Genomic DNA, 19,310 nt, shown 5'->3' with positions numbered 1-19,310 from the left:
ATTTTGATTGGACACCATGAGCCAGACCGCGACGATTTTAGTCATTGATGACGAACCGCAGATTCGCAAATTCCTGCGCATCAGCCTGGCCTCCCAGGGCTACAAGGTGATCGAGGCCGGCACCGGCAACGAGGGCCTGGCCCAAGCGGCGTTGAGCAAACCGGATTTGCTGGTGCTCGACCTCGGCCTGCCTGACATGGACGGCCAACAAGTGCTGCGCGAGTTTCGCGAGTGGTCGACGGTGCCGGTGCTGGTGCTGTCGGTGCGCGCCAGTGAAGTGCAGAAGGTTGAAGCGCTGGATGGCGGCGCGAATGATTACGTGACCAAGCCTTTTGGTATCCAGGAGTTTCTCGCCCGCGTTCGCGCGCTGCTGCGCCAGGCACCGGCGGGGGAGGCTCAGGAAGCGGCCTTGAGTTTTGGCCCGCTGACGGTGGACCTGGCCTATCGCCGCGTGCTACTGGACGGTGCCGAAGTGGCGCTGACCCGCAAGGAGTACGCGGTGCTGGCGCAACTGGCGCGGCATCCGGGGCGGGTAATCACCCAGCAACAATTGCTCAAGGATATCTGGGGGCCGACCCACACTGAAGACAGTCACTACCTGCGCATTGTGGTAGGGCATTTGCGCCAGAAGTTGGCGGATGACCCGACTCAGCCACGGTTTATCGTGACTGAGGCGGGGGTGGGGTATCGGTTGTTGAATGCCTGAGTTTCGCGGCGTCCGCGCAGGCCTTATCGCAGGCAAGCCAGCTCCCACCATTGAATGTGTTCACAGATCACAATGTGGGAGCGGGCTTGCCCGCGATAGGGCCATCAGCCACAGCACACATTTCAACTCTGCTCACTCTCATATTTGTCCAGCGTATCCCTGGCAATCTCCCGCCCCAAAGCGATCAACTCCGGCGCCTTGTAGAACTCGAAAAACCGACACACACGCTTCGGCACGTTGATCAGCACGTCCGGCGGGTAACCGGCGATCTTGTACTGCGCCAGCGATGTCTGCATCACCTCGAAACTCTGGTTGATCAGGTCCAGCAGCGACGCCGGCCCGACGTTGTCGATGATGAACGAACCGGTTGCTGACTTTGGCGCCCCGGCCTTCTCCGGTGCAGCCGCAGGTTGCTGGGATTCGGGTTCGGCCGATTCCAGCCATGGGTTGATCTCCGCTGTCTGGGCGTGCAAAGCCTCCTGCTCAAGCTTCATCAACTGTTCGGCTTGTTTGCGGCGAAACGGCAGGTGTGAACCCAATGACTTGGCCAAGCTGTTGAAACGACTTTTGAACGCCGGTGGACGCTGGATCACGGGCAGTTGGTAATGTTTTTGGTTGGTGGCGTTGAGGTTGACCGCGATGATCAAGTCGCAGTGGCTCGACACCACCGGCACGATCGGCAGCGGGTTGAGCAGACCGCCGTCCACCAGCATTCGGTTGCCCTGCATCACGGGCGTGAACAGGCTTGGAATCGCCGCGGAGGCGCGCATGGCCTGGTGCAGGCAACCTTCCTGAAACCAGATTTCCTGTTGGTTGGTCAGGTCTGTCGCTACGGCGGTGTAGGGAATGCGCAGTTCTTCGATATTGATCTCGCCGACAATCTTGCGGATCTGGCCGAAGACTTTTTCGCCACGAATCGCACCCAGGCGAAAGCTTACGTCGACCAGGCGCAGTACATCGAGGTAGTCGAGGCTTTCGATCCAGTTGCGGTACTCGTCAAGCTTGCCGGCCGCATAGATTCCACCCACCACGGCGCCCATGGAGCAGCCGGCGATACAGGCAATGTCGTAGCCGCGCCGTTCGATCTCCTCGATCACGCCGATATGGGCATAACCGCGGGCTCCACCGGAGCCCAGCACCAAGGCAACACGCTTCTTCATGGTCCATGTCCTTCCCAAGGCAGGTGCCCACAATGCACCCATTGAGGGGCAAGCTTCAATCTTCGCCGGGGGGCTGTAATATTTTTCCAGGATAAGCGCAGTGCTCGGGTATGCTCTGACGATAGGCGCTCTGATTTCAGGCTGCGGACAAGGCACTTTTCCTTGTAGGCAACGTCTACACCCTACGACTGTTTTTCTTTATTTGAGGTGTCATCGATGAAAGCCTGGATGTGTGTGCCTGTGATTGTGTTGGCCCTGGCCGGCTGTGCCGGGAAAACCGCATACCGCGACAGCTGTGGCACGCAACTGGATGCCGCGTGGCATGAACTGGACCTGGCCAAGGCTGAAGGTTTTGCCGGCACCGTGAGCTACTCCAAGGCATTGTCCTTGTTGACTGGCGCCAAGACCCAGCAGCAATTCGAAGCGTTTGAAGGCTGCTCCAACAAGGCCGAAAAGGCGCGGTTCTATATTCGTGAGTCGCGCGCCGGACGTTAAGTCCTAGCGGCAACCAGGATGTTCATCGTCAAGGGAGGAAGGCATGTCAGCTTTGGTCGATCAGTTAGTCGCTCAGGTCATTGGCCTGGAAGTAGGGTTACTGAGCTGCCAGGCTCGCCTCGCCGCCGTCACCGACGATGAAGCCCTGCATGACCTGCGCACCACCGTGCGGCGCCTGCGCAGTTTGTTGCGCCCGCTGCGCGGGTTGCCGGGAGTCGAACAACTCGAATTGGCCGCCAGCACAGTCGGCCAGATGACTACGCCGCTACGCGACCGCGAGGTCCTGGCGGCGTACCTGCATCAGCACGGCTATCACCAGGCCGCTGAACGGCGCCTGCGCCTGCAACCCGACGCCTATCGCCATGTGGCGCAGAGCCCGGAAGTGGCGCACTTGCTGCAGATTCTCGATGCGTTCCCACGCTTTATCCGGGCTTCGCAGCACCAGAAACTGCTCAAGGGCCTGCGCCCGCGCATCGAGAAGCGCTTGGGCAAGCAATGGCACAAACTCGGTGATGCCCTCAAAGACCCAACCCATGATCGCCACCGCCTGCGGTTGCTGATCAAGCGGGTGCGTTACGCCGCCGAGGCCTACCCCGAACTGAACAAACTGCCTGCCAAAGCCATGTCGCGCCTCAAGCTAGCCCAAGGCGCTCTGGGCGATTGGCACGACTGCTGGCAGTGGCTGGCGCAGGCCGGGCACCAAGCGGATTTGCAACCCTGCGTGCCAATGTGGCATCGCACCATGAGCAAGGCAGAAGGCGAGGCGGATCGGGTGCTGGACAAACTCAGTGCGGATTGTTTCTAGGTCGGTCCGGTTTTTGGCCGGAATGAGCGCTGTACCTTGTCAGCCCGATGGCTAACATCGCCCCATCGGTTTTCTTGATGTGAGGTCGCCATGCGCTTTAGTGATTTGCTCGACGCAGCCCGTAACAACCCGTTGGACGTGACCATCCCCGCCGAATGGGCTCAGGGCCGCGCGACCTTTGGTGGCCTGGTGGCTGCGTTGCAATATGAAGCCTTGCGCGCCCAAGTCCCGGCAGACCGGCCCCTGCGCTCTTTGGCCATCACCTTTGTCGGCCCCGTTGCGCCGGATGTGCCGGCCAGTTATCAAGTCGAAGTGTTGCGCGAAGGCAAGGCGGTCAGCCAGTTGCTTGGCCGCGTGGTGCAGAACGGTGAAGTGGCGACGCTGGTGCAGGCCAGCTTTGGTGCGCCGCGTGAGTCAGTGATAGATGTCGCGAGCGAGGCGCCGCCTAGTTTCAAACACTGGGATGAATGCCAGGAGCTGCCCTATATCAAGGGCGTGACCCCTGAGTTCATGCGCCACTTGGCCATGCGCTGGAGCGTCGGTGGGTTGCCGTTCACCGGTAACAAATCGCGCGACATGGGCGGTTGGGTGCGCCTGCGCGGTGATGTAAAGGAAGAGCCGCTGACCGAGTCGCACATCCTCGCCCTGGTCGACGCATGGCCCCCGGCCTTGCTTCCGCACCTGACCCAGCCGGCGCCGGGCAGCACGCTGACCTGGACCATTGAATTTGTCCAGCCGCTGCAAGACTTGACCACCCTCGACTGGTGCCAGTATTACGTCAACATCGAACACGCACGCGACGGCTACGGGCATGCCGCGGCTGCACTCTGGAGCCCGACCGGCGAGTTGATCGCCATCAGCCGCCAGACCGTGGTGGTCTTCGCCTGAACCTCAGAACCGCTGGCTGCCTTGCGCTTCCAGTTTGCGACCGTGGCGCTGAAGCGCCACGCCTGCCAACACGCCGATCACGCCGACGGCAAAACTGGCCAGGCTCAGGCTGAACACGCCGGATGCCATCAACAGAAAACCGATGATCAGCAGGGGTACGGCAATTAATTGCAGCCCCAGGTTGGTCGGGTGCTGATGGGTTTCTGGGTGAATGCGCCATTGCCAGGCGGGGAAGTTAGGATGACGTTTGCCCATGATGGTGAATCCTCTGTCCGTTGAAGTAGCTTGGACAGAGTTTATGTAGGGGAGGGCGGGGTGGCGAATTGGGGCTGGCTATCGGCCTCATAGCTTTGATGTTGGTGTCACCCTTTAATAACAGGCGGAATCAGGGGCATTTATGTAGACGGAGGCCCCGCAGAGAGACGGATATCACGTTTTGAATTCAATCAACGACTCCTCATACTTTCACATTGTTATTTTCAACGTGTCGAATGTGGGGGGTATTCTTTATGGTGATGTCACCAAGTCCCCCATAGCTAAGATCAATGCGACACGTGTTGAAACCTTCGAGGTTCCATTGTCGGTTGGTCTGTCTGGATTTCAGCTATATCAATGCTAGAGTTATATGAGGTCTATCGTTATCTCTATCTATAGAGAATAAGACTATCTCTCCTGTTGCAATCGGTATGGAGAATACCTTGTTAAAAATACTTCTATCGAAATGATTCCAAACTTTATTTTTCAATCTCAGAATTATGGTGGTCATTCGCACCCGGTAGTTTTCCTGTGCGCGTCTTTCCAATGGTACTTAAATGGAGATGAGTACCCTGGTTTCCCAGCCTTAAATGGGTAAATATATAAGTTTTAGTTTTGGTTCCATGGTTTTTTAGTTATTTAAAATAGTAGTCATCTGGGCCGTTTATGTATACATTAGGGTCGCTAAGTGAAATGAATCTGGCTTTGAATTCTATTGAGGCATTTTCGCTGGTTGCGCGAAACTCGAAATGGTCATTGTGTTTTTTTATTTCCACCTTGAATACCTCGTGGGCGGGTATGTTTTGTACTTTTAATTCTTTAATGTTATGACAAGTTAATCCTGTCCTGCAGGTGTTATATCCTTTGTTCTTCCACTTTTCCGGCAACTGGTCCGGAAATTCTGGTATGTCAAACCCTAGGCCGACACAGGGTTGGTCGTTATCAATCCTCATGGAGAAAAGAGCAACCCTGTCAATTGCTATCGGTTGGCTAAAAATCTTTCCGAAAAATATACTTCCGTCTAATTCATTCCAATACTTCATTTTTGCTTCCTAAATGGATAGTGTTCCTTCGCCCCGGGTATGCTGCCTTTTCGGGGTTTATCAATTTAACGTCCATGGGCCTCAAGGCCAGCCGGCCAATAGCCGGGTTCAAAAGGCAGCCCTTTCAGCCCAGGTAGTCATTGAGAAATACATCGGCGGTCCCTCGCACTGAATAGTCAGGCGAGAGACTTTGAAGAGGTTCGTCAGGTAAATATGTCGGCGCTATTCGCCGGGGAGGCTAGGAGGTTTCGGCAAAATTTCGGGTAAACGCAAGGGCGATCGTAGGAGTCGGATTACAGGTTAAAAAGTCCTATAGCTTCAACTGCCCAATCGCTTTGCTCAACTCCCCGGCCAGCGTCGCCAGCTCATTGCTGGTGGTCGCTGAATCCACGGTCTGCTGCACCGTGTTTTCGGTCACATCGCGAATGCTCACCACGGCGCGGTTCATCTCTTCGGCGACATGGCTTTGCTGTTCGGCCGCCACGGCGATCTGGGTGTTGCTTTCGCGCATCTGCGCCACGGCGCCGGTGATGTCGGCGAGGGCCGCGCCGGCTTCCTGGGCTTGCTGTACGCAGTCGTCGGCCTTGAACGAGCTTTCCTGCATGAAGTCCACCGCATCGCGGGTGCCGGCCTGCAGCGCCGAGACCATGCGAGTGATTTCGTCGGTGGAGCTTTGCACGCGTTTGGCCAGGTTGCGCACTTCGTCGGCGACCACGGCGAAACCACGGCCCATTTCGCCGGCGCGGGCGGCTTCGATGGCGGCGTTGAGGGCGAGCAGGTTGGTCTGTTCGGCGATGCTGTGGATTACGCCGACCACGCCGTTGATTTTCTGGCTGTCCTCGGCAAGCTTCTGAATCATCTCGGCAGTCTGTTGCACGCCGGTGGAAAGCCCGGCAATCGAACGCTGTACCCGGCTGACCACTTCCTGGCCGCTGCCGGCGAGGGTGTCGGCGGTTTGGGACAGGTCGCGAGTGGCGCCGGCGTGCTGGGCGATGTGGTAGACGGTGGCGGTCATCTCATTGATCGCGGTGGCGGCCTGATCGGTTTCGCTTTGCTGGCCGAGCATGCCGTGCTGCACCTCGTTCATACTGCTGGCCAGGCGCGCGGCGCCATCATCCAATTGCTGCGCGGTGCGTGCCACGGTGCTGACCACCCGCTGGTAGCCGGCTTGCATGGCGTTGAAGGCGCTGGCCATCTGGCCGACTTCGTCCTTGCAGGCCAGGGGTACGCGGGCCGACAGGTCGCCGGTTTTCTCGACGTGCAGCATCACGTCCTTGAGGGTGTTGAGTTGGCTGAGCAGAAAGCGGATCAGCAGTTGCGAGGCGCCGAGCATCGCCAGCATCAGAATCAACACCGCCACCGCGTAGTTGGCGAAGCGTTCGCCGAACACTTGGCTCAGGCTGCGTCCGTAGGCCAGCACGGCGACCTGCTGGCCGTCGGCACGCGCGATCACCTCGGCGCCGATCAGCGGTTTTTCACCGAACAACGGCATGTGATTAAGCTCGACCCAACCGCTGGCATTGCCCAGGGCTGACAGAGCCTGATTGGCCAGCTGTGGGACTTGTCCACGGGTAAACGTCAGCCAATGCTCGCCCTTGGGCAATGGCTTGTCGGCGGGCCAGGCACTCAACAACCGCGCCTGCGCCTGTGCCGTAGCCTGGGAGGCATCGTTGCGCGCCTGTTGCTCGAGTTGCACGGCGTAGAGCACGAGCAACAAGGTGGTGATGAAGGCGACCGCGTTGACGGCCCAGAACTTGTATTTCAGCGAGATATTGCTAAGCCAGGCACCCATGGAAGGTTTTCTCTGATAGCGGAAACAGCATTGGCAAGGTGCCATTATTGTGCCGCTACTCAGGAAGCCGGTTTTGACATGGGTCAATGCGCCGCATTAATCCACTTCAGGCAAACCAAAAAATGCGCGCGAACAGGCGGTGCTGTGTGCAGCCAAGTCTTCCAGGGTTTCGTTGCGGTGCAGGGCGACTTCGCGCAGCACTTCTGGCAGGTAGGCCGGTTCATTGCGGCCGTTTTTCGGCTTGGGTCGCAACGTGCGCGGCAGCAGGTAGGGCGCGTCGCTTTCCAGCATCAGACGGCCACGTGGGATTTCCCTGACCAGCGGGTGCAGATGCGTCCCACGGCGCTCGTCGCAGATCCAGCCGGTGATGCCGATATGCAAGTCGAGGTCGAGGTAGCTGAACAGCGCCGATTGTTCGCCGGTGAAGCAATGCACCACCGCAGCGCTCAGGTGGTCGCGGTAATCCTTGAGGATCTCCAGCAAGCGCTGGTTGGCGTCGCGCTCGTGAAGAAACACTGGCAGTTTCAACTCGACGGCGAGTGCCAGGTGTTCTTCGAGGACTTTTTCCTGTTGTGGGCGCGGGGAAAAATCGCGGTTGAAATCCAACCCACATTCGCCCACTGCACGCACGCGGCTTTCGCTGAGCACACCCCGCAATTGCCGCGCGCTGTCGCCGTTCCAATCGCTGGCGCAGTGGGGATGAATGCCGGCGGTGCTGAACAGGCGCTGGCCGCTTTCATCGAGTTTTATGCAGAGTTCCAACGCCTGCTCGCTGCCCTCGATACTGGTGCCGGTGAGCACCAATTGCTGCACGCCGGCGGCATAGGCACGGTCGAGAACGGCCTGGTGCCTCTCGTCGAAACTGGGGTTGGTCAGGTTGACGCCGATATCAATGAGTTGCATGGTGCTATCTCCGCCTGCGGCCGGAAAGCATATCAGAGCTGTAGATTTATAAGAAAAACGAAGAACTACAACGAGTTATAGCTGTCTTTGAACGTCGCAAGTGACATTGTGGTCGGTCGTACGCCGTCCTCCATGCCACCGTTGCGCGCCTTGCCAGCGCATAAAGCGCTCTGTTTCTGACCTCCAGCCCTTCGCCTTTCGCGAGGGTGCTGGCCAGTATTCTTTCCGGAGAGCGGATGATCCGACCCTCGGCGTTGCTTATGTTGTGCCTGACGTTACTGCTGCCCATGGCGGCGGTCGCACGTCTGGATGGGCCGCTGGAAGTGACCAAGCCCGGCAAGGTACGCGACCTGGCGCAGATTCGCTCCAGTCGCACGCTGCGTGTGCTGGTCAATCAGAGCCGTAACAGTTCCGGTGAGGTCCAGGGCCAGGCCATCGGTGTTGAATACCATCGCCTGCGCGCCTTCGAGCAATACCTGAACGGCCACGCCCGTGACGGGGAAGAAATCACTCTCAAAATTATTCCAAAAGCCAAGGACCAACTGCTTGGCGCGTTGGCCCGGGGTGAAGGCGACCTGGTGGCTCCCGGTGAATTGCTTGATGTGAAGGCTGCGCACAAGATCAGCACCAGCGACCCCATTGCCAGTGATGTACCGTTGTGGCTGGTTGGCGTGAAGGGCGAGCGACGCTTTACCAAGCTGGAGCAGTTGTCCGGGCGCACGCTGGCCCTGACGACCGGCAGTGCAGCGGCGGATGCGATCAATCAGGTCAACCAGCAACTGGCCCTGCACAAGCGACCGCCGGTGAAGGTGGAATGGGTCGATCCGACCTTGGCGGTGGAAGATGTATTGGAGATGGTCCAGGCCGGGATTTTCCATCTCACCATCGTCGAGAAACCCATTGCCGAACGTTGGTCGAAAATCCTGCCCAAGTTGCGCTTTGATCGGCAAGTGGCTATCAGCGAGCCGGGCGATGAGTACTGGTTTGTTCGCCAGGATGCCTCAATGCTGCGGGCCAGTATTGACCGTTTCCTCAAGACCTACCGAACCCCTTCCGATCAGGACGTGGCGTTCCAGCGTATCTACCGACGCCTGTATCAGGTGCGCAATCCATTGGCTCGGGCTGACCGCCAGCGCTTGGAAAAACTGCGCCCGGTCCTGCAAAAGCATGCCCGCGAGCAGGGCATGGACTGGTTGAACCTGGCGGCGCTGGCGTTCAAGGAGTCGGCCCTGGACCCCGGCGCGCGCAACAGTGGCGGCCCGACCGGGCTGATGCAGATCACACCTTCGGCGGCGCAGCGGGTGGGCGTTAACAATATCGAGAGTCTGGACAGTAATGTGCAAGCAGGCGCCCGGTATCTGGCGATGATCCGTCGCAAGTTCTTCGCCAGCCCCAAGCTTAACGAGCGCGAGCGTATGGCCTTCGTGCTGGCGGCTTACAACATGGGGCCGGAGCGGGTGCAGGGCATGCGGGCCGAGGCTCGGCGCCGCGGTCTGAACCCCAATCAATGGTTTTTCCAGGTCGAGCGTATTGCCATGGAGCAAGTGGGCATGGCTGGCGTCAGCTATGTTAATAGCGTGAACAAGTACTACCTGGCGTTTGATCGAGAGCGAGAGTCTCTGGAGCCGACAGTGCCAAAACTTGCTTCACGCAAATGATCGGATTTATAGATGATTATTAGGCGATTTTTGCGCTTTTATGATTGCCTTATCCGATTAATATAGCGGCCAACCACCCCCTACCTGGAAAAGGATTAGCACCATGAGCCCATTGATCAACCGTATCCTGTCTACTCGCGCTGGTTATGGCCTGACCATCCTGCGAATTTTTGTTGGCATCATCTTCGCTGCCCATGGTTCGCAAAAACTCTTTGGCTGGTTTGGTGGCTACGGCCTGGCGGGCACTGCGCAGTATATGGAAAGCCTTGGGCTGACTCCCGGCACCTTGATGGCGGTGCTGTCGGGCGGCACGGAATTCTTCGCCGGCCTGGCATTGATCATCGGTTTGCTGGCGCGCCCGGCGGCCTTGGGCCTGACCTTCCTGTCGCTGGTGGCAATCTTCTCGGTGCATATTCATAACGGTCTGTTCATGGCCAACAACGGTTATGAGTTTGCCCTTGCCTTGCTCGGCGGCGCTTTGGCGGTGCTGCTGGAAGGGGCGGGCAAACTGTCTGCCGACCGCGCCATAGCCCGCTGATACCCAGATAAAACCCGGAAAAAGCCCGCCCTGTGCGGGCTTTTTCGTTGCTCGGGATTCTTGACACTGCCCCACCGGCTTCTCTAGGATGCTGCTCATGCGCCGATTTAAACAGCTAATTGCGGGGCGCCACTGGGCTCGATACAGCCCGACAGAAGCATGCACTCATCGAGAGTCAGGCTTCGAAATACCGCTAAAGCGCTGGTTCGGTGTTGCCTCTCACCTGCCCGCAGACTTTTGAGGCAGAGACACGACACGATGAATGCACTTCGCCCCCTCATACGCCTGGCCCCGATCACCGCGGACCTGACTCAGCGCAATCCGAAAATCCTCCTGGGTGGCAAGCACCAGCCTACGCTGCTGCGTTACCTCGATGGCTGGCCGCGTCGCACCGGGCGGCCTACGGCGTTCCTGATCCAGTTTGTGGAAGATGGCGACTCCCTGGCCCGCTTTGCCACCAACAGTTTCGACCTTGCGGTAATTCAGGCGCCTAGCGCCGCTGATGCCGATGAAGTCATCCGTCAGCTGACGCGCATTGCCCGCCAGGGACTGATCGCTCGTCGTTGAAGGCTTAGAGCTGGATGGCGGTCACGGCCGATCGACGTCGCCGGTTGTAAAGCGACACCATCCACGCGATAAGGCACAACAGCAGCGGTACGGCGCTGATCAGCAGCAGTTTCAGAGTTAGCTCCACTTGCTGCACCGATGCGTACGCCTCGACCTTGAGCGCCTGTAACTCCATGGGCAGTCGCAGGCGTTCCTTGTTCAGTGCCTGCAGCTGGGCATTGGTATTCACCGCTTGGGTGCCGAAGCCGGTGTCTGGCGGTTTCAGGCGTTGCCATTCGTGCTCGGTTCGCTCAAGCCGTCGTTCAAGTTCCCCCGCCTTTTGGGCGTAGGCCTGTGCAGCGACTTCGCGCATGTCTGAAAGCGGGTTGGGCGATTGGCTGGCCGTTGCACGGGGTCGAATGCTCGCGAGAACGTCAGGAGCCGCCAGGTTATCCAAGGTATTCAAGATAAACGTAACGTTGCTGTTGGCGGCAGAGCTGATGACAGAGTCCATGAGTAAATCAGTGTCGGCGACCACCACCACCTGAATGTCTGCGGCCTTTTGCAAACCAGCAGACTGCCCGTCGACACCGTCTGGAAATGCGGAATAGGCGGGGCCGCCGAGGCGAGCCGCTATCACCTGGCGTTGGCCGACAGCAGACGGTTGTTCGATCAGTGAGTCGAGTGCGGTGGTTGATGCAAAGCGCGCAGCGTCCAATAGCGCAGACTGCGTGGAGCTTTGCAGCAGCGGGGTGAGCAGCGTGCGGCTTTTCCTGATGCGAGAAAGTGCGCCACTGCTCGAGACAATCACCGTATCCAGTTTCCACGCGCTGACGTCGTCCGCCGTCATCGCCTGGCGCGGCAGGCTCAACCTGGCCGGATGGAAGACGGTCGGCTTGCCAGCGCCGGGGGACGCCGACGAGGCATAGAGATTATCCACCAGCAGCTTGCCCGCCGGCATCTGTACGCCCCATGCGGCAAGCAGGCCGTCCAGCATGGGATTTGCCGGCGCGGCGTCTGACATGCTCTCGCTCAGTGGGTCGAGAAAGATCAGCAGTTTTCCGCCCCTGAGGACAAACTGTTCGATCGCGTACAGGGTTCGCTCTGGCAGTGCGCGCGGGTGGACGACCATCAGCGTCCCGATCGATTCAGGCACTTGGGGAATGTTCGCTTCCAGGCTTTCGAGGGTGAAGTGCTGATGCATTTTCGCCAGTAACAGCCCGCCGGACTCGTTCAACGCCAACCCTGTCAGCACGCCAATAACGGGTGGCGCTGGGTGCCCCAGTGTGTAGATCAAGTGGCTTATTTCATATTCGAGCATCGGTTCGTCATCCAGGCTGAATGCGTCGATACGTTGTGCAGCCTGGCCTGCACGCACACCTATCAGACCGAGAAACCCGTGTGTGTCGTCCAGCCCGAACAGGCCCGCTTTATAGGCCTCTTCTGAATAAGGCCCCGGATCAATAACGTGCAAGCTAATCCTGCCCCTGGCGGCTTTTTCGAACTCCTCAAGCAGGTCTCCCACCCGTTCGCCATAGCGTTTCAACGCTTGGCTTTTTCGCGGGTCATGGCGTGAGTTGAAGTAATACAAATCCAGTGGTTCCTCAAGTGAGGCGAGCAGTTGCCGGGCCTGCGGCGACAACGTATGGATTTTGTGTTGTGAAAAGTCCCAACGGATATCGGGAAGGTTGTTTACCCAGACCAGATTAAAGGCCAGAAAGAGTAATGATATGACCGTAAGTGTCATACCCGTGCGAATAGCGGATCGCATGCGGTGCTTTCCTTCTCAACGGGTTTTGTAATTGAGTGTGACTGCTGTTGCCGCAAGAAAGGCAAGGATCATGCTGACGAAGTACAGGCTGTCATGGAGTGTCAGTTTGCCGTTGTCGAGAGTGCCGAAGCGTAAGATCGGGTCAAGCGCGATCAGACTGTCTACCACCCAAATAGGCGCCTGGTGCTCAAGGGCATCCAGTGCCGAAGAAAGCATGCTGACTGTAAGCAGCAAACCGAGCGAAAGTAGGAAAATAACGATGCGCCGATGAGTCAGTGCGCAGATAAAGCATCCCACCGATAGATAACTTCCCGCGAGCAACCCGCTCGCCAGAAATTGCGAGGTGATAACGGCGTTGTCCGCAGCGCCCAGGTAGTTGGCGACAACCACCAAAGGGAAGGTCAGGGCCAAGGCAATGCCACACACGACCCATGCGGCCAGAAATTTTCCCAACACCCGTTCGACGGTCGTGATGGGCAGCGTTTTCATCATGTTGCGCATGCCAGGGTTATGTTCGTCCGACCACAGCTGCGTTGACAAGCTTGGAATCAGCAGCAGGTAGAGCCAAGGGTGTAACTGGAAAAACACCTGTAAATCAGCACCGCCTTCTTCGAGCCATGGGCTCGTATTCAGCCCCAGTGCCGCGCACAGCAGTACAAACGCAGCAACACTCAGGTACGTGCCTGGCGTACGGGCATAGCTGACGAGTTGACGCTTGAAAATCACCGGCAGCAGTTTCAAAGAGATACCTCATGACTCAAATGGCGAACGACTTCGTTCAGGCGCCCTGTTTCCAGTTTCAATGACGTGATGTTCCAGCCGCGATGGGCGATAAGTGCGTTGATATGGGGATAGATGCTGTGACCGGGCAGGGCCAGAACGGTCACGGTGCCGGGTGTATGCCGGTCTTCTTCTATGCCGGCGACGCCGGGTAAGACGGCCAGTGCGAGTAAATCCAGCGGGGTTTCTGCGGCCAGGGTGACGGCCCGGTAGTGTCGGGATTTGCGCTGAAACTCGGGCAGCGGCGTGTCAGCCACCAACTGGCCGCGCGCGATAACCAGTGCTCGCGTGCACAGGCTGGCCAGCTCGTCGCAATGCCGGGAGGCGATAATCACCGCCATTTCTTCGGTCAGGGACTGGACCAGTGTTCTGAATTTGATCCGTTGATTCGGCGCCAGACCCTCGGTCGGTTCATCCAGCAGAAGCAGGCTGGGTGTATGCAGGATGGCTTGCGCGATGGCTACCTTGCGCTTCAAACCTACGCAAAGCGCACCGACAGGAACGTTGAGCACACGCGACAATTCCAGGCGCATGGCTGCTCGATCCACTCGGCTGCGTTTTTCAGCGCCGGTGAACCCTCGAACGTCGGCAATGAAGTTGAGAAAGCCTTTAACGGACATCGTCTGATGGCTGAGCCCGGCCTGGAGCTGATAGCCGAGGACTTTGCGTGCTTGAAGTGGATGGGTCTGGGTGTTGAACCCATGGACGGTGATGGACCCGGAGGAGGGATTGGCGATGCCGGCGATCAAGTTCAGCAAGGTTGTTTTGCCGGCGCCGTCTTCCCCAAACAGACCAATACATTCCTGGCGCTGAGCAAACAATGAGAAGTTGTTGATGACTTTACTTTTGCCCAAGTACTTAGTCAGGCTGCTTATCTCGAGCATTTTTTTACCGATTAAGTTTGGCTGAGCGTATGGGACGTGCGTGTCGTGGATAGTTGAGCGTTAAAAAGGTTACGTTTAATCAATACGCTTGGGAACGCGCGGGCGAGGTTATAAGAAAAGTCCTACGTCAAGCCGGATAACTTACTGAAACAATTGCGCTGTTTCGAGAATGGTTAACGGTCGGATTCTTTATCTGGCGTTTATGTAAGGTTTGCTCTTTTGTAACGAGACCTGATTATCATGATGCTTCTACGTACTCTTGTTCTAGAACGCAGTGGCCAGGACGCGCCGGTTAACGGTGCGCTGCTCTGCGGGTTTGCTGTTGCCCAGATCGACTGCAACTTTCTCGTCTATAGCCTTGATGAAGAGACTGAGCCGGGCAACTCCAGGGTTTACATCGCCGCGTTACGGAAAAAACTCGACCGGCATTTTCTGGGCAGTGTCGAGTCCAAGGAAGACCTGCAAGTGGCTATGCAAGTCTTCAAGCAGATCCTGATGGCCGCGGCAGCCTCCGGCACTAAAGCCAGCGCAGTGAACGACAGTTCGATCGCTTTCCATTTCATTGATTTGAAAGGCTGCAAATTACCGCCGGCCAGACCGGAGGATCATCATTCGATGATCATCAAGAAGGCATTGGTAATGAAGGTGATTACCTTGGGCATGTCTGCGCCTGTCTTGCCTGCGATCGAAAGTGCTTCCTTGATCGTGCCGTCCATTCGCTTCTCATCACAAATGATCCCGCCCGCCAGAACTTCAAGCCCACCCACGCCCGTCGAGCCGCCGGTGCTTGAGCCTGTGGTTGCTGAGGCGTTGGATATCCCCGTCGCAACTGCGCAGAAGGTAGCGCTGGCAGAGCCCGTTGCGCAGCCGGCTCAACTGGCACCGAGTGAACCCGCGCCAGTGCAGCGCCCCGTTGAAATGGAACATGCATTGATGCCTGAGCTGGACAGCACGCTGACCAATCTTGCCAAGGTCGCCCAGGACCTGACGCAACAAAAAAACGCGGTCATTGAGCGAGAAAAAGTGCTTGAGCAGTGGCAGGCCCGGCTGCAACAAAAGCAGGGCGAACTGGATGAAAAGGATCGTGAGCTGGAGCAGCACGCGACGCAATTGCAGGAGCAGCAAGCATACGTCAGCCAGAAAGCCCAGAAGCTGGCGCTGGCGATGTCGCAGGTGTCAGGTATGCGACAGCGGTTGCAGGGTGTGCTGCTTGAACTGGATCAAACCCTGGAAGGCTAGAGTTGAAGCAATGTGCTTGCTGATCTGGCTACTTTTCATAGTTCATTTATCATCCCCCCTGCCAGTCGACGCCAAGGCATGATGCTGTGGCGTTTCGGCACCATTGGACATTGTCTGGGGATGCAAGCGTTTGAGTACCAAGCTGATTACCAAAGAAGGTCATGAGGCGCTAAAAAAAGAGCTGGATTATCTGTGGCGTGAAAAACGTCCGGACACCACGCGTAAAGTGACCTGGGCGGCGTCTCTGGGGGATCGCAGCGAAAACGCGGACTACCAGTACAACAAGAAGCTGCTGCGCGAAATTGACCGGCGGGTGCGCTACTTGCGCAAGCGGCTGGAAGATATGCGCGTGGTGGAATACATGCCTGAGCAGGAAGGCAAGGTATTCTTCGGCGCCTGGGTTGATATCGAAAACGAGCAGGGCGAGACCAAGCGTTTTCGTATTGTTGGCTATGACGAGATTTATGAGCGCATGGACTACATCTCCATCGACTCACCGATGGCCCGGGCGTTGCTCCGTAAGGAAGTCGACGATGAGGCCATCGTGCAAACCCCGACCGGCGAGGTGTGCTGGTGGATTACCGGTATCGAGTATGTGAAATAAACGCTGCTGGCCCGTATTCCGAATAGCGTACGGGCCATCAATGTATCAACCTTCGCGCAATACCGTCAGTGGGCTGGCATTCAACGCACGACGCGTGCCGAAGACGCCGGCACCGCCGATCAGTACGGCACCGATCACCGGCAGCAGTAACAGCCACGGGTGAGGGTGCCAGGCCAGGTCGAACGCGTAGCGGTACAACACCCCTGTCACCAACTCCGTACCCAGCGCTGCCAGCAGGCCGCTGACTGCGCCGAGCAAGCCGAACTCGATGCGGCGTGCCTTGACCAGCAACTTGCGCTCTGCGCCCAGTGCGCGCAGCAATGCCCCCTGGCGAATGCGCTCATCCAGGGTGGCCTGCAAACCGGAAAACAGCACCGCCATGCCGGCCGCCAGTACAAACAACAATACGTATTCCACCGCCAGGGTCACTTGGGCGAGGATGCTGCGTAACTGCTCCAGCAAAGCCTCGACCTGCAGAATGGTGACGGCCGGGAACGCCCGTGACAGGTCAACGATCTGCTGATCATGGCCTGGCGCCAGGTAGAAGCTGGTCAAGTAAGTTGCGGGCAGGTCCTTCAAGGTGCCCGGTTGGAAGATCATGAAAAAATTGGGCTGGAAGTTATCCCAGTTGATGGTCCGCAGGCTGGTGACCCGCGCTTCACGATTTTCTCCGCCGACGGTAAAGATCAGATGATCGTTGAGTTTGAGCTTCAGGCTTTCAGCCACCTTGGCTTCCACCGAAACCCCGGGAACCTCATCGCCCGGTTGCTGTGACCACCAGGAGCCGGCTGTCAGCACATTGCCCGGTGGCAAGTCGGCCGCCCATGTCAGGCTCAAGTCACGCTGCACCGCTCGGTCGCCGCTCGAGTCTTTGCTGACAATTTCCTGTACCGGTTCGCCATTGATGCTGATCAGCCGGCCCGGCACCACGGGGTACAACGGCGCCGATTGCGCTTGCACATCCAGGAGTCGGGCGCTGAAGGCGTCCTTGTCGGCCGGCAGGATGTTCAGGGCGAAATAGTTGGGCGCATCCTTGGGCAACTGGTTTTGCCAGGTGTCCAGCAACTCGCCACGCAGCAGGGCGATCAAGCCCATGGACAGCAGGATCAGACCAAACGCCAGCGACTGCCCGGCCGCCGCCAACGGATGACGCAGCAACTGCCCCAGGCCCAGACGCCAGGGCAGCGTGGCGCGGGCCAACAAGCGCCGCAGGCTTTGCAGCAATAACAGCAGCAAGCCCCCGAGGATCAGCGCAGCCACCACGCCGCCGCCCAGCAAGGCGAAGGTCAGCACCAGGTCGAGGCTGAGGCGCCACATAATCAGGCCGAGCGCAAACAGCGCCGCACCATACACCATCCAGGTACTGGACGGGATCGGCAGCAGGTCACGGCGCAAAACCCGCAGCGGTGGCACACGCCCCAGCGCCGCCAGGGGCGGCAAGGCGAAGCCGGCGAGGGCGACCAGCCCGGTGCCGATGCCCGCGACCGCCGGCAGCAGCCCGCCGGGCGGCACGTCCGCCGGCAGCAAGTCGTGCAGGAAATAGAACAGACCAAACTGCGCCAGCCAGCCCAGCAGGGCGCCGGCCAGGCTTGCCGCCACGCCCAGCACGCTCAGTTGCAGGGTGAACAGCAACATCGCCTCGCGGCGCGACAGCCCAAGGCAGCGCAACAGTGCACTGGCATCGAAGCGTCGGATGGCGAAGCGATTGGCCGACAACGCCACCGCCACGCCAGCCAGCAAGACCGCCACCAGGCTGGCCATGTTCAGGTAGCGCTCGGCCTTGCCCAGCGCGCCGCCGATTTGCTGGTTGCCGTCTCGCGAATCCTGCAGGCGCTGGTTGGCGGCGAGGCCTGGCTTGACCAGGTCGCGATAGGTTTGCAGCGCCGTGCTGCCTTGAGGCGCGCGCCACAGTTCACGGTAACTCACGCGGCTGCCGGGCTGCACCACGCCGGTGGCATCGAGGTCGGCAAGGTTGATCATGACGCGGGGTGTAAGGCTGTAGAAGTTACCAGCGCGGTCTGGCTCGTAAGTCAGTATGCGCGTCAGTCGCAGGGTCTTCATGCCGACATCGATGCTGTCGCCGACTTTCAGGTCCAGCGCCGTCAGCAGCCTTGCTTCCACCCAGGCTTCACCGGGCTTGGGCCCGCCGCCTGGGGTTTCAGTGCCGAACGGTTCAGCCGCACTTTTGAGCTCGCCACGCAGCGGGTACTGCTCGTTGACCGCCTTGATGCTGGAAAGCTGAATGCCATTATCCGTGGCGATGACGCTGGAGAACTCAACGATGCGAGCATGATCCAGGCCCAGTTCGGTCCCGGATTTGATTTGCTCGGGACGGGCTGGCGAGCTGCCTTCGAGTACCAGGTCGGCGCCGAGGAACTCGGTGGCACGCAACAGCATGGCGCCATTGAGGCGTGCACCGAAGTAGCCGATGGCGGTGCTGGCCGCCACGGCCACCACCAGCGCAAAGAACAATACGCGCAACTCGCCGGCGCGGGCATCGCGCAGCAATTGACGCATGGCAAGGCTGAACAGGCGCAACAGCGGCAAACGTGCCATCAAGGCTCCAGGGGCGCGACCATCAGGCCGGCTTCAAGGCGGATCAGGCGCCGGCAACGGTGGGCCAGGCGCTCGTCATGGGTGACGAGTACCAGGGTCGTGCCGCTTTCTTTATTAAGCTCGAACAGCAGGTCGCTGATACGTTCGCCGGTGTGGCTGTCGAGGTTGCCGGTGGGTTCGTCGGCAAACAGCACATCCGGTTCGGCGGCGAAGGCTCGGGCGATGGCAACCCGTTGTTGCTCGCCACCGGAAAGCTGGCGCGGCGAGTGGGTCAGCCGCTGGCCCAATCCGACGCGCTCGAGCAGGTGTCTGGCGCGCTCGCGGGCGTCCTTGCGGCCGTCGAGTTCCAGCGGCAGCATGACGTTTTCCAGCGCGTTGAGGCTGTCGAGCAGCTGGAATGACTGGAACACGAATCCGACGTGCTCGGCGCGGATGCGCGCGCGCTGGTCTTCATCCAGGGTGCTCAAGGCTTGGCCTGCCAGTGTGACTTCGCCACTGCTGGGCAGGTCGAGGCCGGCCAACAGGCCCAGGAGGGTGGATTTGCCGGAGCCGGAGCTGCCGACGATAGCCAGGCTATCGCCCTTGTTCAGTTCCAGGCTAAGTTCGTGCAGGATAGTCAGTTCACCTTCCGCGCTGGGAACCACTTTGCTAAGGTTCCGCGCGGTGAGAATGCTTGCGCCCATGGAG

At 58.9% G+C, this 19,310-nt stretch carries 18 protein-coding genes and 1 pseudogene; 9 read left to right on the top strand and 10 right to left on the bottom strand.

The genetic code is table 11. The features are described 5' to 3' along the window. Nucleotides 1–16 precede the first annotated feature (16 nt). Entirely contained in the window at nt 17–706 is a 690-nt protein-coding gene (locus AACW30_RS19715; protein ID WP_106576848.1) for a response regulator, read from the top strand. A gap of 122 nt (nt 707–828) precedes the next feature. Here AACW30_RS19715 and AACW30_RS19710 read toward each other — a convergent pair whose 3' ends face one another. Next, nucleotides 829–1,866 carry a patatin-like phospholipase family protein gene (locus AACW30_RS19710; RefSeq protein WP_106576847.1) on the bottom strand — a complete coding sequence of 346 codons (1,038 nt, stop codon included), beginning with the start codon at nt 1,864–1,866 and terminating at the stop codon, nt 829–831. A 216-nt stretch (nt 1,867–2,082) separates the two neighbouring features. Here AACW30_RS19710 and AACW30_RS19705 point away from each other — a divergent pair, with 216 nt between their 5' ends. From AACW30_RS19705 to AACW30_RS19695, 3 genes are all read left to right on the top strand, one after another. After that, on the top strand, nt 2,083–2,361 hold the full coding sequence (locus tag AACW30_RS19705; RefSeq protein WP_010176194.1) for a hypothetical protein: 279 nt from the start codon (nt 2,083–2,085) through the stop codon (nt 2,359–2,361). 43 nt (nt 2,362–2,404) lie between these two features. Continuing rightward, nucleotides 2,405–3,166 (top strand): CHAD domain-containing protein, encoded by a 762-nt coding sequence (locus AACW30_RS19700; RefSeq protein WP_200623119.1) that lies wholly within the window; start codon nt 2,405–2,407, stop codon nt 3,164–3,166. A 90-nt stretch (nt 3,167–3,256) separates the two neighbouring features. Further along, entirely contained in the window at nt 3,257–4,054 is a 798-nt protein-coding gene (locus AACW30_RS19695) for an acyl-CoA thioesterase (protein ID WP_200623118.1), read from the top strand. Nucleotides 4,055–4,060: 6 nt separating this feature from the next. Here AACW30_RS19695 and AACW30_RS19690 read toward each other — a convergent pair. The 4 genes and pseudogenes from AACW30_RS19690 to AACW30_RS19675 all read right to left on the bottom strand — a co-directional run. Next, nucleotides 4,061–4,309, bottom strand: a pseudogene (locus AACW30_RS19690) (terminase); the annotation flags it as partial. A 635-nt stretch (nt 4,310–4,944) separates the two neighbouring features. Then, entirely contained in the window at nt 4,945–5,352 is a 408-nt protein-coding gene (locus tag AACW30_RS19685; RefSeq protein ID WP_200623116.1) for an Imm50 family immunity protein, read from the bottom strand. A 310-nt stretch (nt 5,353–5,662) separates the two neighbouring features. Then, nucleotides 5,663–7,144, bottom strand: coding sequence for a methyl-accepting chemotaxis protein (locus AACW30_RS19680; protein ID WP_200623114.1), 1,482 nt, complete (start codon nt 7,142–7,144; stop codon nt 5,663–5,665). Nucleotides 7,145–7,240: 96 nt separating this feature from the next. After that, nucleotides 7,241–8,047 carry a TatD family hydrolase gene (locus AACW30_RS19675; protein ID WP_169368542.1) on the bottom strand — a complete coding sequence of 269 codons (807 nt, stop codon included), beginning with the start codon at nt 8,045–8,047 and terminating at the stop codon, nt 7,241–7,243. Nucleotides 8,048–8,283: 236 nt separating this feature from the next. On the opposite strand from AACW30_RS19675, the gene AACW30_RS19670 reads away from it, so the two are divergent. From AACW30_RS19670 to AACW30_RS19660, 3 genes are all read left to right on the top strand, one after another. Then, the gene (locus tag AACW30_RS19670) at nt 8,284–9,705 is read left to right on the top strand and encodes a transglycosylase SLT domain-containing protein (RefSeq protein ID WP_200623112.1); all 1,422 of its coding nucleotides are present in this window, start codon (nt 8,284–8,286) and stop codon (nt 9,703–9,705) included. A 103-nt stretch (nt 9,706–9,808) separates the two neighbouring features. After that, complete coding sequence (locus tag AACW30_RS19665) at nt 9,809–10,243, top strand: DoxX family protein (RefSeq protein ID WP_106576839.1); 435 nt, start codon at nt 9,809–9,811, stop codon at nt 10,241–10,243. A gap of 258 nt (nt 10,244–10,501) precedes the next feature. Next, the gene (locus AACW30_RS19660; protein ID WP_200623109.1) at nt 10,502–10,810 is read left to right on the top strand and encodes a class I SAM-dependent methyltransferase; all 309 of its coding nucleotides are present in this window, start codon (nt 10,502–10,504) and stop codon (nt 10,808–10,810) included. Nucleotides 10,811–10,814: 4 nt separating this feature from the next. On the opposite strand, the gene AACW30_RS19655 is transcribed toward AACW30_RS19660, so the two are convergent. The 3 genes from AACW30_RS19655 to AACW30_RS19645 are packed head-to-tail and all read right to left on the bottom strand — an operon-like array spanning nt 10,815 to nt 14,224. Continuing rightward, nucleotides 10,815–12,560, bottom strand: a complete 1,746-nt coding sequence (locus AACW30_RS19655; RefSeq protein WP_200623104.1) for a Gldg family protein — start codon at nt 12,558–12,560, stop codon at nt 10,815–10,817. A gap of 15 nt (nt 12,561–12,575) precedes the next feature. Next, nucleotides 12,576–13,301 carry an ABC transporter permease gene (locus tag AACW30_RS19650; protein ID WP_106576836.1) on the bottom strand — a complete coding sequence of 242 codons (726 nt, stop codon included), beginning with the start codon at nt 13,299–13,301 and terminating at the stop codon, nt 12,576–12,578. Then, on the bottom strand, nt 13,298–14,224 hold the full coding sequence (locus AACW30_RS19645) for an ABC transporter ATP-binding protein (RefSeq protein ID WP_124416807.1): 927 nt from the start codon (nt 14,222–14,224) through the stop codon (nt 13,298–13,300). The genes AACW30_RS19650 and AACW30_RS19645 overlap by 4 nt, the downstream gene beginning before the upstream one ends. Nucleotides 14,225–14,464: 240 nt before the next feature. On the opposite strand from AACW30_RS19645, the gene AACW30_RS19640 reads away from it, so the two are divergent. Next, nucleotides 14,465–15,463 (top strand): hypothetical protein, encoded by a 999-nt coding sequence (locus AACW30_RS19640; protein ID WP_200623102.1) that lies wholly within the window; start codon nt 14,465–14,467, stop codon nt 15,461–15,463. A 130-nt stretch (nt 15,464–15,593) separates the two neighbouring features. Then, nucleotides 15,594–16,067, top strand: coding sequence for a transcription elongation factor GreB (gene greB / locus AACW30_RS19635; RefSeq protein WP_083360479.1), 474 nt, complete (start codon nt 15,594–15,596; stop codon nt 16,065–16,067). 45 nt (nt 16,068–16,112) lie between these two features. On the opposite strand, the gene AACW30_RS19630 is transcribed toward greB, so the two are convergent. After that, nucleotides 16,113–18,623 carry an ABC transporter permease gene (locus tag AACW30_RS19630; protein WP_200623100.1) on the bottom strand — a complete coding sequence of 837 codons (2,511 nt, stop codon included), beginning with the start codon at nt 18,621–18,623 and terminating at the stop codon, nt 16,113–16,115. Further along, on the bottom strand, nt 18,623–19,306 hold the full coding sequence (locus AACW30_RS19625; RefSeq protein ID WP_005786391.1) for an ABC transporter ATP-binding protein: 684 nt from the start codon (nt 19,304–19,306) through the stop codon (nt 18,623–18,625). Before AACW30_RS19625 ends, AACW30_RS19630 begins: the two co-directional genes overlap by 1 nt. Between the last annotated feature and the right edge of the window lie 4 nt (nt 19,307–19,310).

Source organism: Pseudomonas sp. MF6747 (genome assembly GCF_963890955.1).
GTDB lineage: Bacteria > Pseudomonadota > Gammaproteobacteria > Pseudomonadales > Pseudomonadaceae > Aquipseudomonas.
This window is presented reverse-complemented; position numbering and strand designations above follow the sequence as displayed.

What these genes read in the sequence shown, in the direction of transcription:
- AACW30_RS19640 (WP_200623102.1), top strand. Translation starts at nt 14,465, where the DNA reads ATGATGCTTCTACGTACTCTTGTTCTAGAACGCAGTGGCCAGGACGCG.
- AACW30_RS19670 (WP_200623112.1), top strand. Translation starts at nt 8,284, where the DNA reads ATGATCCGACCCTCGGCGTTGCTTATGTTGTGCCTGACGTTACTGCTG.
- AACW30_RS19705 (WP_010176194.1), top strand. Translation starts at nt 2,083, where the DNA reads ATGAAAGCCTGGATGTGTGTGCCTGTGATTGTGTTGGCCCTGGCCGGC.
- AACW30_RS19700 (WP_200623119.1), top strand. Translation starts at nt 2,405, where the DNA reads ATGTCAGCTTTGGTCGATCAGTTAGTCGCTCAGGTCATTGGCCTGGAA.
- AACW30_RS19685 (WP_200623116.1), bottom strand. Translation starts at nt 5,352, where the DNA reads ATGAAGTATTGGAATGAATTAGACGGAAGTATATTTTTCGGAAAGATT.
- AACW30_RS19625 (WP_005786391.1), bottom strand. Translation starts at nt 19,306, where the DNA reads ATGGGCGCAAGCATTCTCACCGCGCGGAACCTTAGCAAAGTGGTTCCC.
- AACW30_RS19645 (WP_124416807.1), bottom strand. Translation starts at nt 14,224, where the DNA reads ATGCTCGAGATAAGCAGCCTGACTAAGTACTTGGGCAAAAGTAAAGTC.
- AACW30_RS19675 (WP_169368542.1), bottom strand. Translation starts at nt 8,047, where the DNA reads ATGCAACTCATTGATATCGGCGTCAACCTGACCAACCCCAGTTTCGAC.
- AACW30_RS19695 (WP_200623118.1), top strand. Translation starts at nt 3,257, where the DNA reads ATGCGCTTTAGTGATTTGCTCGACGCAGCCCGTAACAACCCGTTGGAC.
- AACW30_RS19665 (WP_106576839.1), top strand. Translation starts at nt 9,809, where the DNA reads ATGAGCCCATTGATCAACCGTATCCTGTCTACTCGCGCTGGTTATGGC.
- AACW30_RS19680 (WP_200623114.1), bottom strand. Translation starts at nt 7,144, where the DNA reads ATGGGTGCCTGGCTTAGCAATATCTCGCTGAAATACAAGTTCTGGGCC.
- AACW30_RS19710 (WP_106576847.1), bottom strand. Translation starts at nt 1,866, where the DNA reads ATGAAGAAGCGTGTTGCCTTGGTGCTGGGCTCCGGTGGAGCCCGCGGT.
- AACW30_RS19660 (WP_200623109.1), top strand. Translation starts at nt 10,502, where the DNA reads ATGAATGCACTTCGCCCCCTCATACGCCTGGCCCCGATCACCGCGGAC.
- AACW30_RS19715 (WP_106576848.1), top strand. Translation starts at nt 17, where the DNA reads ATGAGCCAGACCGCGACGATTTTAGTCATTGATGACGAACCGCAGATT.
- AACW30_RS19630 (WP_200623100.1), bottom strand. Translation starts at nt 18,623, where the DNA reads ATGGCACGTTTGCCGCTGTTGCGCCTGTTCAGCCTTGCCATGCGTCAA.
- AACW30_RS19655 (WP_200623104.1), bottom strand. Translation starts at nt 12,560, where the DNA reads ATGCGATCCGCTATTCGCACGGGTATGACACTTACGGTCATATCATTA.